This is a genomic window from Brevibacterium picturae, from assembly GCF_030453725.1.
GTDB classification, from domain to species: domain Bacteria; phylum Actinomycetota; class Actinomycetes; order Actinomycetales; family Brevibacteriaceae; genus Brevibacterium; species Brevibacterium sandarakinum_A.
This window is the reverse complement of the sequence record NZ_JAKDJU010000001.1, coordinates 40029-55512: the sequence shown is the minus strand read 5'-3', so window position 1 is coordinate 55512 and position 15484 is coordinate 40029. Positions and strand designations below refer to the sequence as shown.

Below are 15484 nucleotides of genomic sequence, written 5' to 3'. Positions count from 1 at the left end.
AGCGCGGCAGTGCGAATCAGGGAAGGGCCCCGGCCGACCTTGCGATGGACACCGCCTCATGCCGGGTGCCGGCCGAAAGTTTGACCATGGCCGTATTCAGGTAGGACTTCACGGTCGACTCCCGCAGTCCCAGCCCCTCGGCGATCCGGACATTCGACCATCCCAATGCCACATGCGAGAGAATGTCGGTTTCCCTGGGGGAGAGGCTGACAGTGGGCGTCGGGTTCGGGAACAGATCTGAATTGTGGCCGGAGAGGATATCGGCCAGGCGGTTCTCCACGACGGTCAGTCGCTGGCGCATCTCGGTCTCATCGACGCCTGAACGGATCGAGCGCAGCTCCGCATAGGTGCGGCGCAGAGCTTCCCTGCTCGAGGACTCGAGATCGGAGTACAGGCGCTCGGGCTCGACTGGTTCCTCGGGTTGTGGGGGCTGATCGAGCCGACCCAGATCCACTGACAGCTGCCTGACACGTTTGACCAGGTCGCTCGTCTGCGGCGCCGCAGAGTTGTAGTTCATGCGATGACCGCAGTAGATCATGCCAGTGACGTCACCGCCGCGCAGCGTCGGGACGGCGATGAGAACCTTGATTCCCTCGCCGAGGATCTCTTCGTCGTAATGATGGGTGATGAAGGGGTCGAGTCCGTAGTCCTTCGTCAGCTGTGGGGTGCCTTCTGTCAGCGCCCGTCCGCCGAGCCCGCGTCCGGAGCTGACGATGAGCGAGGAGAGGCGATCTTTGCCCCCTCCGGCCACTGCTTGCACGGAGACCTCGCCTCCTTCGACCATGCCGCCGAAGACGACATCACCGGTCCCGCTTCGATGCAGAGAGTCGATGGCCTCGACATAGAGTCGACGTGATTCGGTCTTCAGCGCCCGAGATTCTCTGGTTTTGGCATTCATGTGAACAAGCTACCAACTTTCGGTGGTATTCCCCAGCGCCAACTGACCGTTAGTTTAAAGCTGTGTGATTCAGACCACTGATGCTCGACGCACGTTTCGAATGGAGAAGCAATGACCGATCCCGTCAGTACTCGGGTCGATTTCCTCGTCGAAGAGGAGAATCCCGAATTCAAAGCACTCAAGCGCAAACGGTTCTCGGTGGTGATACCACTGTCGATCGGATTCATGGCGTGGTACTTCCTCTACGTCATCCTGAGCACCTACGCGCACGATTTCATGTCCACGAAGGTCATCGGTGAGATCAACCTCGGGCTGATCCTCGGACTCCTGCAGTTCGTGACGACCTTCGCGATCACGATGTTCTACGTCTCGTTCGCGAACAAGAAACTCGATCCGCCGGCCTCGGCGATCCGTGAACGCCTCCAGCAGCAGTCGGAAGGAACCACCCCATGAGCACAGTCGCCATAGGAGACCTCTTCGCTTCCAGTCTCGACAAAGTGTCCCAAGGCGTGACCGAGGTCGAGAACAACCCGGTTCTCAACATCACGATCTTCGCGGCTTTCGTCGCGGTGACGATGTTCATCGTCCTGCGAGCCAGCCGGAACAACAAGTCGGCCTCCGACTACTACGCGGGCGGCAGGTCCTTCACCGGCCCGCAGAACGGATTCGCGATCTCAGGTGACTACCTGTCTGCGGCCTCGTTCCTGGGCATCTGCGGCGCCATCGCGGTCAACGGCTACGACGGCTTCCTGTACTCGATCGGCTTCCTCGTCGCCTGGCTCGTCGCCCTGCTCATCGTCGCAGAGCTGATGCGCAACACGGGCAAGTTCACGATGGCCGACGTGCTGTCGTTCCGCCTCAAACAGCGCCCTGTGCGGATGGCGGCAGCCCTGTCGACCCTGGCGGTCTGCTTCTTCTATCTACTGGCCCAGATGGCCGGAGCCGGTGGCCTGGTGTCGCTGCTCATGGGCATCGACGGCAAGGTCGGCCAATCGCTGGTCGTCGCCGTGGTCGGTGCGCTCATGATCATCTACGTGCTCGTCGGCGGGATGAAGGGAACGACCTGGGTGCAGATCGTCAAAGCGGTGCTGCTCATCCTCGGTGCCTTCGCAATGACCATCTGGGTGCTCGCGCTCAACGGCTTCAACCTGTCGACGCTGCTCTCTTCAGCAGTCAACAATTCGGGCGTGGGCGAGGCCATCCTCGAACCGGGACAGAAGTACGGTGAGAATCCGCTCGACTTCATCTCCTTGGCGCTTGCGCTGGTCCTCGGCACCGCCGGTCTGCCCCACGTCCTGATGCGCTTCTACACGGTGCCTTCAGCGAAGGAGGCTCGTCGTTCGGTCGTCTGGGCGATCTGGCTCATCGGTGGGTTCTACCTGTTCACCCTCATCCTCGGATACGGTGCGGCGGCACTCGTGGGTGCCGACGCGATCGAGAACGCACCGGGCGGAGTGAATTCGGCGGCACCGCTGCTGGCGCTCCACCTCGGCGGGCCCATCCTCATGGGCTTCATCTCGGCTGTGGCCTTTGCGACGATCCTCGCGGTTGTTGCAGGTCTTGCAATCACCGCGGCTGCATCCTTTGCCCACGACATCTACGCCAGCGTCATCAAGAAGGGCAAGGTCGAGGACCCCGATGCGGAGGTCAAGATTGCGCGCCGGACGGTCGTCGTCATCGGTGCTGTGGCGATCATCGGCGGCATCGGAGTGCAGGGCCAGAACATCGCGTTCCTCGTGGCACTCGCCTTCGCCGTCGCGGCCAGTGCGAACCTGCCGACGATCATCTACTCGCTGTTCTGGAAGCGCTTCACCACGCGCGGTGCGGTGTGGTCGATCTACGGCGGTCTGGGATCGGCGATCCTGCTGATCGCGTTCTCGCCGGTCGTCTCCGGTTCGGAGACCGCGATGATATCGAGCGCTGACTTCGTGATCTTCCCCCTGTCGAATCCCGGAATCATCTCGATTCCACTCGGCTTCCTCCTCGGCTGGATCGCGTCTGTCACCGACAAGACCGAGGAGAGCCCTGAGCTCGCAGCGGAGATGGACGTGCGCGCCCACACCGGTTTCGGCGCAGAGGAGGCAAACGAGCACTGAGTGTGCTGGTGCGTCCGCATCGGACGCAGCTCAGTCAGCGTGGCATTGCACTGAAAGTGGCATTGCACTGAGCGGGACACCGAGCGCGGAAACTTCTGAGGGGGCGGCTGTGGCCGCCCCCTCAGAAGTTTCCGCAGCGCGGGCGAAAGGCGTTGTCGCAGATGGCCGTATGCAGGAAGGTGGGGCCACCGTGCCTCGACTTCGTGCCGAGGATATACACTGGGGAGCGAGTCGTCAGGGGTGACCCATTGTCGCAGCACATCATCAGTGCTGGTGGGCCTGCTTCCCGGCGGCGATATGCGGGCGTAGCTTAATGGTAGAGCCTCGGCTTCCCAAGCCGATGACGCGGGTTCGATTCCCGTCGCCCGCTCCAGTGGCTCTTTCCGGTCGCCCATTCCAGTGGCTCTTTCCGGTCGCCCATTCTGAGGCGTTCCAGTCTTTTCTGAGGCCCTGCCTGCGCCGAAGAGCACAACCGCTAGGCGAACATGCATTCGTTCGTCATGTGTGCTCTACCCGCGCACTTATGTCCAGCGGTTGTGCAGGCCGCCATCAGAAGTCGGCACCGCGCAACGCGAGAAGGACAGGCAGTCATTGGTACTGTGCCAGCCCGGCGGTGGTGATTTCTTCGCTTCGTCCTGCGTCTCTGGCTGTCCCGGTGCCCATTGTGCCCTCGCAGTGCCCGCTGCTGACTCGTGTTCGTTTCATCGTGGATGACATATGGACTCGCGTGCATCATGCCTGTGGACGAAGTACCGGTTTCCACAGGGATGTGCGAGTCTCTTGAATGGCGCCGGGTCCGAGCTCGAGCATTGACTCATGTACAACATTGTGCGAACTCGACAACTGAATGCCCAAGGGGTTCTCAGCCGGGCCATCAGAAGTGCGGTCGGCTGTTGCCTGCTCAAGCTCACACACGGGATGTACTCGATCGTCGCCAGGTGCCAGAACCCACGTCACAGCAGAATTGGGAACCTCATCAGTGACGATGCGTGGATAGAGCAGGTTGGTGCTCAGACGGACGCGTCGGGACGCAAGAGCTTCACTCTCCTCGACACGATCGAGAAGCTGCGGGTCGCGTCATATCCGCTGTACCGGAACGACGATGTGGTGTGCGGAGTCTCGGCGGCCTACATCCATGATCTGCCGCTGTACCGGCCGCCTCGTGGTCTGATCCATGTGGCGAACCCCTCCCTGAGGTGGAAGAGCAATGATCTCTCCCGCACGACCAAGTCGATACCGGCAGAAGACACAGTCCACATCGGCAAACTGGCACTCACCGCACCCGTCAGGACGGCATTCGATCTCATCGGCCAGCTCGGGGAGCCGGAGGCATTTGCCGCGCTGGAGAGGGTCCTGCGAAAGGCGGTGTTCGGTTCGGACATCAACGCCGACAATGCGGCGCGATTCGGTTATCCGAAGAACACCGAGTTGATGGCTCGGGCGAAGATGGAGGAGAGTTTTGTTCCGGCGCTCCGAAGGCTCTCGAAAGGCCAGACGCGGGCGGAACGTCTCCTGGTCGGCGTCGGGCCGCTGTCGGAGAGCTACGCTGAAAGCAGATGCGGCTATAACCTTGCGCTCCTGAAGATTGAGGGTTTCGATCAGCAAGTCGATGTGTTCGATGGCAGTCGCCACATCGCGCGAGTTGATTTCATGCACAGGGAGACGAAGACGATCATCCTTGTTGATGGTGTCACGAAGTACGTCGACCACGGGTTCTCACTCATGCGAAAAGAATCGGCACAGTACAACCGGCTCATCGCGATGGGGTATCGAATCATCCGACTCAGCTTCGATGAAACTCTCGATCTGGAAGCCCTGGCCACCAAACTGTTCGGTCAAGCACCGTGGCTGCGCGCCGCCCGGAGCCGCTGAGCAGACGTGGTGAATCGCTCCTGCGAAGCTGTGAAGTCCAATTGCGGAGCTTCAGCTTGCCAAACGTGTATTCGTTCGTCATGTGTGCCCTACCTGAGCACGTTCGGCAAGCGGATCCTATCTGCCCTGCTGTGCCGCGCGCGTTTGGTGTCCGCACCGCAACGGTCCCGCGCACAGCACACTGCGCACAGGCCCAGCGCCGCAGCGCCGCACTGGCCCAGCCCCGCAGCGCACAGACCCAGAGCCACGGCCCCGCAAGCAGCCACAGCCCCGCAAGCGCCCCAGAACCACAGCGCCGCACAGGCCCAGCCCCGCAAGCACCCCAGCTCCGCAAGCTCCCCAGCGCCCCAGGGCGCCCTACGGGCGGCCGGCGAAACGTCCCAGCAGCTCCACGTGGCCGGCGACGATGAGAAGGTCCTGCTTGCCCACGCGGGTCGTGGGCTCGGCGTAGGTGAAGTCACGGCCGGGGCTCTTGATGCCCACGATCGTCACGCCGTACTTGTCGCGCACCCCCGACTCGCTGAGGGTGAACCCCTGGATCTCACGCGGGGGCCGCATCTTCACGACCGCGAAGTGGCCCTCGTCGAATTCGATGTACTCCATCATCCGCGAGCTCACCAGGTGCGCCACGCGTCGTCCGGCATCCGATTCGGGGTAGAGCACGTGGTGGGCACCGATGCGGTGGAGGATCTTGCCGTGCGCGGGGGAGATGGCCTTCGCCCACACCTGGCCCACGCCCAGATCGACGAGGTTGGCCGTCGTCAGCACGCTGTCCTCGATCGAGGTCCCGATGCCGACCACGGCCGTGGAGAAGTCACTGGCACCTACCTGCCGCAGCGCATCGATGTTCGTGGCATCGGCTTCGACGACGTGGGTGAGCTTTCCGCTCCAGTCCTTGACCAGTTCGGCACTGTGCTCGATCGCCATGACCTCTCGGCCGAGCTTCGCCAGCGTGGCCGCGGTCGATGATCCGAAGCGTCCGAGGCCGATGACCAAGATTGAAGTGTGTTCGTTAGCCAACGACCGGCCTTTCTTCGGGATAGCGGTACAGGCGAAGCGAGTCCTGCATGGACAGGGCTGCCGCCAGTGTAATCGTACCGAGACGGCCGATGAGCATAATTACGGACAGGCAGTACAGCCCCACCTCATCGACAGTGGAAGACACGCCGGAGCTCAGTCCGACGGTGCCGAACGCGGAGATCACCTCGAACAGCACTTTGTCGAGTGGCTCTGCACTGATCTGGAGCATCGTCAGGGTACCGATGAAGACGATGATCGCACCCGTGAGCAGAACCGAGATGGAGAGCTTGATCGTCGACGAGGTCAGGCGCCGACCGAAGACGTGCACGTTCTGCAGACCTCGGGCCTCAGTGTAGGCGGCCAAGACCAGCACAGCGACGGTCGTGACCTTGATGCCGCCGGCCGTCGACGACGATCCGCCGCCGATGAACATCATGAGGTCCATGAGCAGATGCGAGGACTGACTCATATCCGCGATCTCCATGGTCGAGAACCCGCCCGAACGCGGCATCACCGCCATGAACAGAACCTCGACGAAGGTGTGGCCCGCGTTCTTGTCGCCCAGGGTGGCGGGATTGGCGGATTCGAAGATGAGCAGGAACAGGAGGCCGATGGCCAGGACCGCGGTCGTCGTCGTCAGCGTCAGCTTCGTGTGCAGATCCCACCTCTTCGGATGGTTCCACTGCATCGCGATCATGAGCACGACAGGGAAGCCCAGCGCCCCGACGAAGACACCGAGCATCAGAAGTGAGAGGATCCACGGATCGGAGGCGAAATGGGCTCCGCCGCCGGGGTGGATCGTGAAGCCCGCATTGTTGAACGCGGAGATGGAGTAGAACACCGAATACCACAGTGCATCGCCGATGCTCTCACCGCGGATGAGGAACCGCGGGAAGAAGAGCACCGCCAGAATCGCCTCGGCGGTGACGATGGTGATGACGACGGTCTTCAGAAGGCTGCCGACCTGACCCAGATTGAGCGCCGAGGTGGCCTGCTGGGCGATGAGGCGCTGCCTGACTCCCAGCCTCCGAGAGACCGCCATCCCCAGCACCGAGGCGAGGGTCAAGATCCCAAGACCGCCGACCTGGATGCCGGCGGTGATGACCGAGATTCCGAAGTCCGACCAGTAGATCTCCGTCGCAACCGGCGTCAGCCCCGTCACACAGACGGCCGAGACGGCCACGAACACAGCATTCGCAATGTGCTCGGTCTGGGGCACCGAACCGGGATCGCGCACGCTGGCCGGCAGCATCAGGAGGATCGCGAAAAGCGCCACGACCGCGACGAAGGAGCCGATCGCCAGGCGTGCCGGCGAGGCGACGGCGAGGTCGTCGACGAAGTCGCGGACCCACCGGCCAGGTCGCAGGAGCCGGTCGAAGCGCGGCGTGGAATTCTTTGACACAAGTTCAATGGTAGATGCCGCCGGGCCGGAATCTCCGTAGGTGAGGTGCGCCATATAGCATGGTCTGCATGGCCGATAGCGATGTGTATGTCGTCTGGGACGATGCGGTGACCGGATACAACTTCGGTCCCAGCCATCCCATGCACCCCCTCAGGCTCGATCTGACCGCGAAACTGTCCATGGACTTCGGCCTCTTCGATGCCGATAACGTCCATGTCCACGGCATCGGCGAGGTCGAAGAGGACACTCTGGCGAACCTCCACGACGCGGACTTCATCGCAGCGGTGAAGGCGATCGGGGACGGAGCTGAACTCAGCGACGAGGACGCGAGGAAATACGGCATCGGCACCGAGGACGTCCCCGGCTTCGAGAACATGCACGCGGCCTCGGGGATGCTGTTTCAGGGGTCTGTCGACTCTGCACGGGCGATCACCTCCGGCGACTATCGCCACGCCGTGAATTTCACCGGCGGGATGCACCATGCGATGCCCGATCATGCGAGCGGGTTCTGCGTCTACAACGACATCGCCGGCGCGATCACCGAATTTCTGGGTGCCGGATACGAACGCATCGCCTACATCGACCTCGACGCCCACCACGGGGACGGTGTCGAGCAGTTCTTCTGGGATGATCCGCGGGTGCTGACGATCTCCATGCACGAATCCGGGAAATTCCTGTTCCCCGGCTCCGGCTTCCCCGCAGACATCGGGGGACTGCGCGCGGCCGCCTCGGCGGCCAATATCGCACTGCCCCCGCGCACCCTCGATGCGGACTGGCTGCGGGCCTTCGACGCCACGATTCCCGCGATCGTCGGGGGATTCGAACCGCAGGTCATCGTCTCCCAGCACGGCTGCGACGGGCACCGCAGCGACCCTCTGACGCATATGCGCCTCAGCGTCGATGCGATGCGGGTGGCCACCGAACGGGTCCGTGACCTCGCCGCAGAGCACGCGGACGGCAAGTGGTTGGCAACCGGGGGTGGCGGCTACGCGATCATCGACGTGGTGCCCCGGGCCTGGACCAATCTGCTGGCGATCTCCGCGGGGCTCGACATCGACCCCGGCGCCCGCATCCCCGGCCGCTGGGCCAACTATGCGCAGACGAAGACCGGACGTGAAGCCCCTCTGTCGATGACCGATGGCTTCGACGGGTCCTTCACCCGCTGGTCGAACGGCTTCGACCCCGAATCCGAACTCGACCGAGCCGTGATGGGCACCCGGAAGAACCTGTTCCCGTTCTTCGGCCTCGACGCCTACTTCGACTGAAGTCGGGCCCCGGACCGCCAATTGGCCGATCGTGCGATCACTGTTCCTGAGTTGGCGTGATCACCGCTGTGGATCTCGACACAGTTTTGGGAAAGCAGAGGCCCAAGCGATAGAATCGTACGGTTAGTTCAAAGGGTGGGCACCTGATGTTCACCTCCACCGACGATCACAAGGGGTACCCGCGTGGGCTCAGTCATCAAGAAGCGCCGCAAGCGTATGTCGAAGAAGAAGCACCGTAAGCAGCTTCGCAAGACACGTCACCAGCGTCGCAACAAGAAGTAAGACCGAATAAGGTCCTACGCCCCCGCTCGAATCTGAATTCGGCGGGGTTTGTTGTCGCCCGATGAGGAGTATGCAGTGGTCGCATTGACCTTCCTGACACGCGCCGACTGCCACCTGTGCGACACAGCCAGGGACACCATCGCCGAGGCGGTGGCAGGCAGAGACGTGAGCGTGAGAGAGATCGACATCGACACCGATGACGATCTGTCCGGACAGTACGGTTGGGACGTCCCAGTCGTCCTGCTCGACGGTCGGCAGCACAGCTTCCATCGTGTCGATGCGAACCGGCTGTCCAAGGCCCTCGCGGCCTTGGGCGCATGAGATCGATTGAAGGAGTGACGCGTTTTCGTGGGCGAGATTCTGTCCGCCAACAGCATTGAGGGTGTCTTTCGCAAGGACGTGCCCGAACGCGTCATCTCCCGACTCCCGATCTACCTGCAGACGGTTGAGACGATCGCCGCGACGGGCCAGTCAACCATCTCTTCGGAGGCGTTGGCGGCCCGCAGCGGCGTCTCGTCGTCGATTCTGCGCAAGGACCTGTCCCAGCTGGGACGCTCGGGTCGGCGCGGGGTCGGCTACTCCTGCGAGGATCTCGCCTCGACTCTGCGGACATTCCTCGGCCTCGACCGGGCGCGCACCGTCGCCATCATCGGTGCCGGTCGCCTGGGTTCTGCCCTGGCCGACTACGCAGGATTCAAGCGTCGCGGTCTCTCGTTGACCGCGATCTTCGACACCGATGAGTCCAAGATCGGAACCGTGATCGGCTCTCTGCCGGTCTCCGACCTCATCGAGCTTTCCACCTGGCCCGAGGACATCGACCTCGTCGTCATGGCAGTACCCGCATCCGCGGCACCGGCGGCGGCGCACATCGCCGCCGAGGCAGGCGTGCGCGGCATCCTGAACTTCGCACCCACCGTGCTCGACGCCCCGGACTCGGTTCGGGTGCATCAAGTTGATCTGGCCAGTGAGCTGCAAGTACTCGCATACTATTCGGCGCTTGATTCGGCACCGCTCAATCCAGGTTTTGAGGAGCACAGGAATTGACTCTCTTGGTTCTCGGCATTTCCCATCAGTCGGCTCCGATCGACATGTTGGACGCTCTCGCATTCGGCACCGGCGAGGTCGGAGCACTGCGCACCGACGCTCTGGCCGGTGACAATGTCGAGGGGCTCGCGGTCCTTTCGACATGCAACCGTCTCGAGCTCATCGCCGATGTCACCGCCTTCCACGGCGGGCTCGCCGACCTCGGCGACGCCCTCGTGTCCTCGATCGACAAGGAATGGCAGGACATCGCCGGGCACTTCTATGCCCACTACGACACTCAGGCCCTCGAACACCTGCTCAAGGTCTCCTGCGGCCTGGACTCGATGGCGATCGGTGAAGCCCAGATCCTGGGGCAGCTTCGCTCGACCTTCACCGAATCCCTGCAGGCCGGCGCGCTGACCTCCGGCCTCTCCCATGCGCTGCAGCAAAGCCTGCGGGTGGGCAAACGCGCCCACTCGGAGACCGGACTCGACGAGGTTGCCCGCTCACTCTTCAGCGCCGCGCTCGAAGCCTCTCAGGCTCACATCGGTTCTCTGCGGGCTGCGAATGCGCTGGTCATCGGTGCCGGTGCCATGTCGGGCCTCGTAGTCGCGGGACTGCACAAGGAGGGCGTGGCTCAGACCACCGTGCTCAACCGGACCGTGGACAAGGCGGAGCGCCTCGTCGCCGAGGTCGGCGGTCGGGCCCGCGAACTGACCTCCCGGATCCTGGCCGAGGAGATCGCCGACGCCGATCTCATCATCTCCTGCACCGGTGCCCGCGAAGTCGTCGTCACCCGCGAGGACATCCAGGCCGGCCTGTCCCAGAACCCCAAGGGCGCAGCGAACAAGGCCTTCGTCGATCTTGCTCTGCCGCACGACATCGATCCCACGGTGCGCGAATTCGAGCATGTCGCACTCTTCGGCCTTGGCGAGATCCGGACCATGCTCACCAGCTCCGCGAACCAGCGCGACGCTGCGGTCGTCGAGACCGTCGAAGCGGTGCGCGCGATCATCGCGGAGGAGCTGACCAAGCTCGAGTCAGGTGCCAAGGAACGAGCGGTCGCACCCACGGTCACGGCCCTGCGCAGCCATGCCAAGGACGTGCTCGCCGCGGAGACGAAGCGTCTGGAGAAGAAGATCGGCGCAGAGGTCGACGACAAGGCCTTCGCCGAGATCCGCAAGTCCCTGCACCGGGTGGCGGAGAAGCTCATCCACACGCCGACGGTCAAGGTCAAGGAACTGGCCGTCACGGAGTCCGACGTCGACTACGCACAGGCGCTCATGCAGCTCTTCGACCTGCCCACGAACAAGATCGCCCACGCGATCACCGAACCCGAGACCAAGGTGGCAACTGCCTCGAGTGCGAACCACGTCGAAGCAGACGGTGTTAGGCCGGTGGCCGATCACACCCTCGACATCGTCGAACCCGAGCACTTCTCCGGTCGCACGATTCGCCTGGGCACCCGCCGCTCGAAGCTCGCACGCTCCCAGTCCACGGCGATCGCCCATCAGCTGGCGGCACTGACAGGTTGGCGCGTCGAGATCGTCGAGGTCGTGACCGAAGGCGACGTCAATATGTCGCCCCTGACCGGATTCGGCGGTACCGGGGTCTTCGTCTCCGCCGTGCGACAGGCCCTGCACCAGGGCAAGATCGACATCGCCGTGCACTCGCTCAAGGATCTCCCGACCACCCCCGAGGCGGGCATCCAGATGGCCGCCATCCCGCCGCGGGTCGACCCTGCCGATGTCCTCATCGGACGCGACGGCCTCAGCTTCGCGGATCTGCCTGCGGGCAGCGTCGTCGGCACCGGATCACCCAGGCGCGCCGTGCAGCTGCGTGCCGCGCGGCCCGACATCGAGGTCCGCGGGGTGCGCGGAAACGTCGACACCCGCATCGCCCACGTCCGCGACGGTCGGCTCGACGCCGTCGTGCTGGCTGCGGCCGGAGTCCGCCGCATCGGTCGTCTGGCCGAGGCCACCGATCTGCTCGACTTCGACACGATGCTTCCGGCCCCCGGGCAGGGCGCCCTGGCCGTGGAGACCCGAGGCGCCGACAGTCCCTTCGCCCTCGACAACGAGGTCATGGTCGCAGATGCCGAAGTCCGCGATGAGCTCAAGCGTCTCCATGACGAAACCACCGACCTGGCTGTGACCTGCGAGAGAGCGATCCTGTCCCGGGCAGAGGCCGGCTGTTCGGCTCCCATCGGTGCCTTGGCCGCGATCCAGGGCTCGGAGTTCGTCGTCGACGCGGTCATGGCCGATGACGACGGAGTCCTCGCCCGCACCCGCAAGAGCGCCCCGCTGCCCGTGACTCCGGACGTGGATCTGGGTTCGAGCAGCGCGAACCAACTGTCGATCACAGGCAAGGAGCTCGCTCGTCTCGCCGATGAACTCGGCACCGCGGCGGCCGAGGATCTGCTCGGACAGCTCGGCATCGATCCGGCGCGGTCCGCAGATCACCTCACCCCTGTCAAAGTCCAGGAGCAGGTATGACAACCGGCCAGGTCCAGCCCCGTCGCCTTCTGCCCGTCTCGCCCCGCGTCGTATTCGTCGGCAGCGGTCCCGGTGAGTCGGCTCTGATGACGATCCGCGGCGCCGACATCCTCGCGAACGCAGAGATCGTCGTCTACGACACCCACGTGCATTCGGAGATCGTCACCGCCTACGTGCCGCAGGCCACCGAGATCATCGAGGCCGCCCAGCTCGGTGCCACGGCTTCCACCCGGGGACGCAAGCTCGCTGAACTCGCCAGGCCCGATAAGACCGTGGTGAGGCTGAGCTCCGACGACGGCATCCTCTTCACCACGACGACGGCTGAGGCCGCGGTGTGCCGCAAGGCCGAGGTTGAGGTCGAGATCGTGCCCGGGGTCGGACTGTCCGCGGCCACCTCCGCGTACACGGGCACTGCCCTGACGACGAACCGCGTCCGTTCGGTCCGCTTCATCGAGGCCGGCCCGCAGACCCACGTCGACGTCTCCCGGCACCGCAATACGACCCACGTGCTCACGGGCACCGCCGCCGACCACGAGCAGGCCATCCGCGCCCTGCTCGACGACGGATGGGACGAGGACACGAAGGTGCTTCTGGGCTGGGGCATCTCCACCACAGATCAGACGAGTGTGGAGACCAGCCTGCGACAGGCCCTGACGATGGCACAGACCGGCGGAGATCGTATGGTGGTCATCATGGGACAGGGCGTGGAATCCAGAGGTGCACTCAGCTGGTTCGAGTCGAAACCGCTCTTCGGCTGGCAGGTCCTCATCCCTCGGACGAAAGAACAGGGCACCTCCACCGCCGAGGCGCTCGGTGAGCTGGGTGCTGTCGGCACCGTTGTTCCCACGATCGCCGTCCAACCCCCGCGCACACCGACGCAGATGGAGAAGGCGATCCGCGGCCTCGTCGACGGATCATACGAATGGGTGGGCTTCACCTCGGTCAACGCTGTTCGCGCGGTGCGCATGTGGTTCGAGGACTTCGGCCTCGACTCCCGCTCACTCTCGGGCGTGAAGGTCGCGGCCGTGGGCGGACGCACCGCCGCCGCCCTCGTCGACTGGGGCATCACCCCTGACCTGGTTCCCGACGGCGAGCATTCGGCCCGCGGCCTGGCGGCGGCCTGGCCCGACTACGTCGATGACATCGATCCCATGAACGCGGTGCTGCTGCCGCGCGCCGACATCGCCACCGAGGTGCTCGTGGCCGGTCTGCTGGAGAAGGGGTGGGATCCCGACGACGTCACGGCTTACCGAACCGTGCGCGCCTCACCGCCGCCTGCCCCGATTCGGGAGGCCATCAAGGCCGGCGACTTCGACGCCTTCCTCTTCACCTCATCCTCCACGGTGCGCAACCTCGTCGGTATTGCGGGCAAACCGGCTCCGACCTCGGTGATCTGCTGCATCGGACCGGCCACGGCGAACACCGCGGCCGAACACGGACTGCGAGTCGACGTCCTCGCCGAGGAGGCCAACCTCACCTCCCTCATCGACGGACTCGTCGAGTTCGCGATGTCCGCACGCGAGGATGACCTGGCGGCGGGGACCACCCCGACGCGCCCCAGCCAGAAGCGCCGCAGAAAGAAGGCCTGACATGACATTGGTCCCCGGAACCGTTCGGCCCCGTCGCCTGCGGACGACACCGGCCCTGCGCCGGCTCGTCTCCGAGGCGCGCCTGCACCCGGCCGATCTCATCCTGCCCCTGTTCGTCAAGGAGACACTGAGCGAGCCGGTGCCGCTGACCAGCATGCCCGGGGTCGTCCAGCACACCTTGGACTCCCTGCTCGAAGCCGCCAATGAGGCTGTCGATGCCGGAGTCGGGGGACTCATGCTGTTCGGAATCCCGGAGCACAAGGACAACGACGGCTCCCAAGCCGATGACCCCGAGGGCATCCTCAACCGCGCATTGACGCTGCTGCGGGACAACCTCGGCGATACGACGGTCATCATGGCCGATCTCTGCCTCGACGAGTTCACCTCCCACGGGCACTGCGGAGTCCTCGACTCCGCCGGCGGCGTCGACAACGACGCAACACTGACGCGCTACGCTTCCATGGCCGTGGCCCAGGCACGCTCCGGAGCCCACGTGGTGGGACTGTCGGGCATGATGGATGGTCAGGTCGGGGTCTGCCGGGAGGCCCTCGACCTCGAAGGCTTCACCGACGTCGTCGTGATGGCCTACTCCGCGAAGTATGCTTCGGCGTTCTTCGGTCCCTTCCGCGAGGCCGTTGACTCGGAACTTCAGGGCGACCGTAAGACCTACCAGCAGGATCCCGCGAACGGCCGTGAGGCGATGCGCGAACTCGACCTCGACCTGGCCGAAGGCGCCGACGTCGTCATGGTCAAACCCGGCATGCCCTACCTCGACGTCCTCGCCGAGGCGGCCTGCGAATCGCCGGTGCCCGTGTGGGCCTACCAGGTGTCCGGAGAATACGCGATGATCGAATTCGCGGCCGCAGCCGGAGCCATCGACCGCGACCGCGCCATCGAGGAGTCCCTCATCGCCTTCAAACGCGCCGGTGCCGACGCGGTGCTGACCTACTGGGCCACGGAAGTCGCTCAGCGACTGAATGCTCAGAAACCGGGCGGAGCGTACTGATGAGCGAGCCACGATGGCTGAGCAGTCCCGATCAGAAGGCCTGGAGGAGCTACCTCACCGGCTCACAGCTGCTGACCGTGCAGCTGGACAAGGAGCTGCGTGACAACCACGGCATCGGCATGCCCGAATACGAGATCCTGGTGCGGCTGAGCGAACATGAGAACCGCACGATGCGGATGGCTCTGCTCGCGATGGACACCACGATGTCGCGCTCCCGGCTGACCCACAGTGTGGCCCGGATGGAGAAGAAGGGCCTCCTCGAGCGCTTCGCCATCCCCGAAGACGGGCGCGGGGTCAACTGCCAGATGACCGAGGTCGGCTGGGAACTCCTCGTCACCATGGCGCCCCTCCACGTGGGAGGCGTCCGCGACCACCTCGTCGATCTCCTCGAACCGGAGGAGATGGCGACCCTGGGGCGTGTGTTCGGAAAGGTCACCGCACATATGCGTGAGATCGGCAAGGGCCCCGTCGACACACCACCGTCCGACATCGAACCAACGACGTCTGCCGACTGAGCAGATCACCGAACCGGCGAC

General features: G+C 64.3%; 14 protein-coding genes and 1 tRNA gene. 12 read left to right on the top strand and 3 right to left on the bottom strand.

Annotation, left to right across the window (positions count from 1 at the left end):
• Nucleotides 1-16: 16 nt before the first annotated feature.
• Nucleotides 17-898, bottom strand: coding sequence for a helix-turn-helix transcriptional regulator (locus tag L0G76_RS00280; RefSeq protein WP_304355435.1), 882 nt, complete (start codon nucleotides 896-898; stop codon nucleotides 17-19).
• A gap of 111 nt (nucleotides 899-1009) precedes the next feature.
• Here L0G76_RS00280 and L0G76_RS00275 point away from each other — a divergent pair, with 111 nt between their 5' ends.
• The 4 genes from L0G76_RS00275 (at nucleotide 1010) to L0G76_RS00260 (ending at nucleotide 4866) form a co-directional block, all read left to right on the top strand.
• Nucleotides 1010-1351: a DUF485 domain-containing protein gene (locus L0G76_RS00275; protein WP_101583976.1), complete on the top strand. Its 342-nt coding sequence runs from the start codon at nucleotides 1010-1012 to the stop codon at nucleotides 1349-1351.
• Nucleotides 1348-2994 (top strand): solute symporter family protein, encoded by a 1647-nt coding sequence (locus L0G76_RS00270; RefSeq protein ID WP_304355434.1) that lies wholly within the window; start codon nucleotides 1348-1350, stop codon nucleotides 2992-2994. Before L0G76_RS00275 ends, L0G76_RS00270 begins: the two co-directional genes overlap by 4 nt.
• Before the next feature lie 299 nt (nucleotides 2995-3293).
• Nucleotides 3294-3367, top strand: a tRNA-Gly gene (locus L0G76_RS00265).
• A gap of 545 nt (nucleotides 3368-3912) precedes the next feature.
• Nucleotides 3913-4866: a hypothetical protein gene (locus L0G76_RS00260; RefSeq protein WP_304355433.1), complete on the top strand. Its 954-nt coding sequence runs from the start codon at nucleotides 3913-3915 to the stop codon at nucleotides 4864-4866.
• Between the two features lie 357 nt (nucleotides 4867-5223).
• Here the strand turns inward: L0G76_RS00260 and L0G76_RS00255 are convergent, their stop codons facing one another.
• Both L0G76_RS00255 and L0G76_RS00250 read right to left on the bottom strand, forming a co-directional pair.
• The gene (locus L0G76_RS00255; RefSeq protein ID WP_092103199.1) at nucleotides 5224-5886 is read right to left on the bottom strand and encodes a potassium channel family protein; all 663 of its coding nucleotides are present in this window, start codon (nucleotides 5884-5886) and stop codon (nucleotides 5224-5226) included.
• Nucleotides 5879-7288 (bottom strand): TrkH family potassium uptake protein, encoded by a 1410-nt coding sequence (locus L0G76_RS00250; RefSeq protein WP_240520299.1) that lies wholly within the window; start codon nucleotides 7286-7288, stop codon nucleotides 5879-5881. The genes L0G76_RS00255 and L0G76_RS00250 overlap by 8 nt, the downstream gene beginning before the upstream one ends.
• A gap of 59 nt (nucleotides 7289-7347) precedes the next feature.
• Between L0G76_RS00250 and L0G76_RS00245 the strand changes: the two genes are divergently transcribed.
• The 8 genes from L0G76_RS00245 (at nucleotide 7348) to L0G76_RS00210 (ending at nucleotide 15463) form a co-directional block, all read left to right on the top strand.
• Complete coding sequence (locus L0G76_RS00245; protein WP_487246971.1) at nucleotides 7348-8553, top strand: acetoin utilization protein AcuC; 1206 nt, start codon at nucleotides 7348-7350, stop codon at nucleotides 8551-8553.
• 183 nt (nucleotides 8554-8736) lie between these two features.
• On the top strand, nucleotides 8737-8835 hold the full coding sequence (locus tag L0G76_RS00240; protein ID WP_009882927.1) for a 30S ribosomal protein bS22: 99 nt from the start codon (nucleotides 8737-8739) through the stop codon (nucleotides 8833-8835).
• A 75-nt stretch (nucleotides 8836-8910) separates the two neighbouring features.
• Nucleotides 8911-9156, top strand: coding sequence for a glutaredoxin family protein (locus L0G76_RS00235; RefSeq protein ID WP_304355431.1), 246 nt, complete (start codon nucleotides 8911-8913; stop codon nucleotides 9154-9156).
• A 27-nt stretch (nucleotides 9157-9183) separates the two neighbouring features.
• Nucleotides 9184-9879 carry a redox-sensing transcriptional repressor Rex gene (locus tag L0G76_RS00230; RefSeq protein WP_304355430.1) on the top strand — a complete coding sequence of 232 codons (696 nt, stop codon included), beginning with the start codon at nucleotides 9184-9186 and terminating at the stop codon, nucleotides 9877-9879.
• Nucleotides 9876-12353 carry a glutamyl-tRNA reductase gene (hemA, locus tag L0G76_RS00225; protein WP_304355429.1) on the top strand — a complete coding sequence of 826 codons (2478 nt, stop codon included), beginning with the start codon at nucleotides 9876-9878 and terminating at the stop codon, nucleotides 12351-12353. The genes L0G76_RS00230 and hemA overlap by 4 nt, the downstream gene beginning before the upstream one ends.
• On the top strand, nucleotides 12350-13942 hold the full coding sequence (locus L0G76_RS00220; protein ID WP_304355428.1) for a bifunctional uroporphyrinogen-III C-methyltransferase/uroporphyrinogen-III synthase: 1593 nt from the start codon (nucleotides 12350-12352) through the stop codon (nucleotides 13940-13942). The genes hemA and L0G76_RS00220 overlap by 4 nt, the downstream gene beginning before the upstream one ends.
• A gap of 1 nt (nucleotide 13943) precedes the next feature.
• Complete coding sequence (gene hemB, locus L0G76_RS00215) at nucleotides 13944-14948, top strand: porphobilinogen synthase (protein WP_304355427.1); 1005 nt, start codon at nucleotides 13944-13946, stop codon at nucleotides 14946-14948.
• Nucleotides 14948-15463, top strand: a complete 516-nt coding sequence (locus L0G76_RS00210; RefSeq protein ID WP_304355426.1) for a MarR family winged helix-turn-helix transcriptional regulator — start codon at nucleotides 14948-14950, stop codon at nucleotides 15461-15463. Before hemB ends, L0G76_RS00210 begins: the two co-directional genes overlap by 1 nt.
• Nucleotides 15464-15484 lie beyond the last annotated feature (21 nt).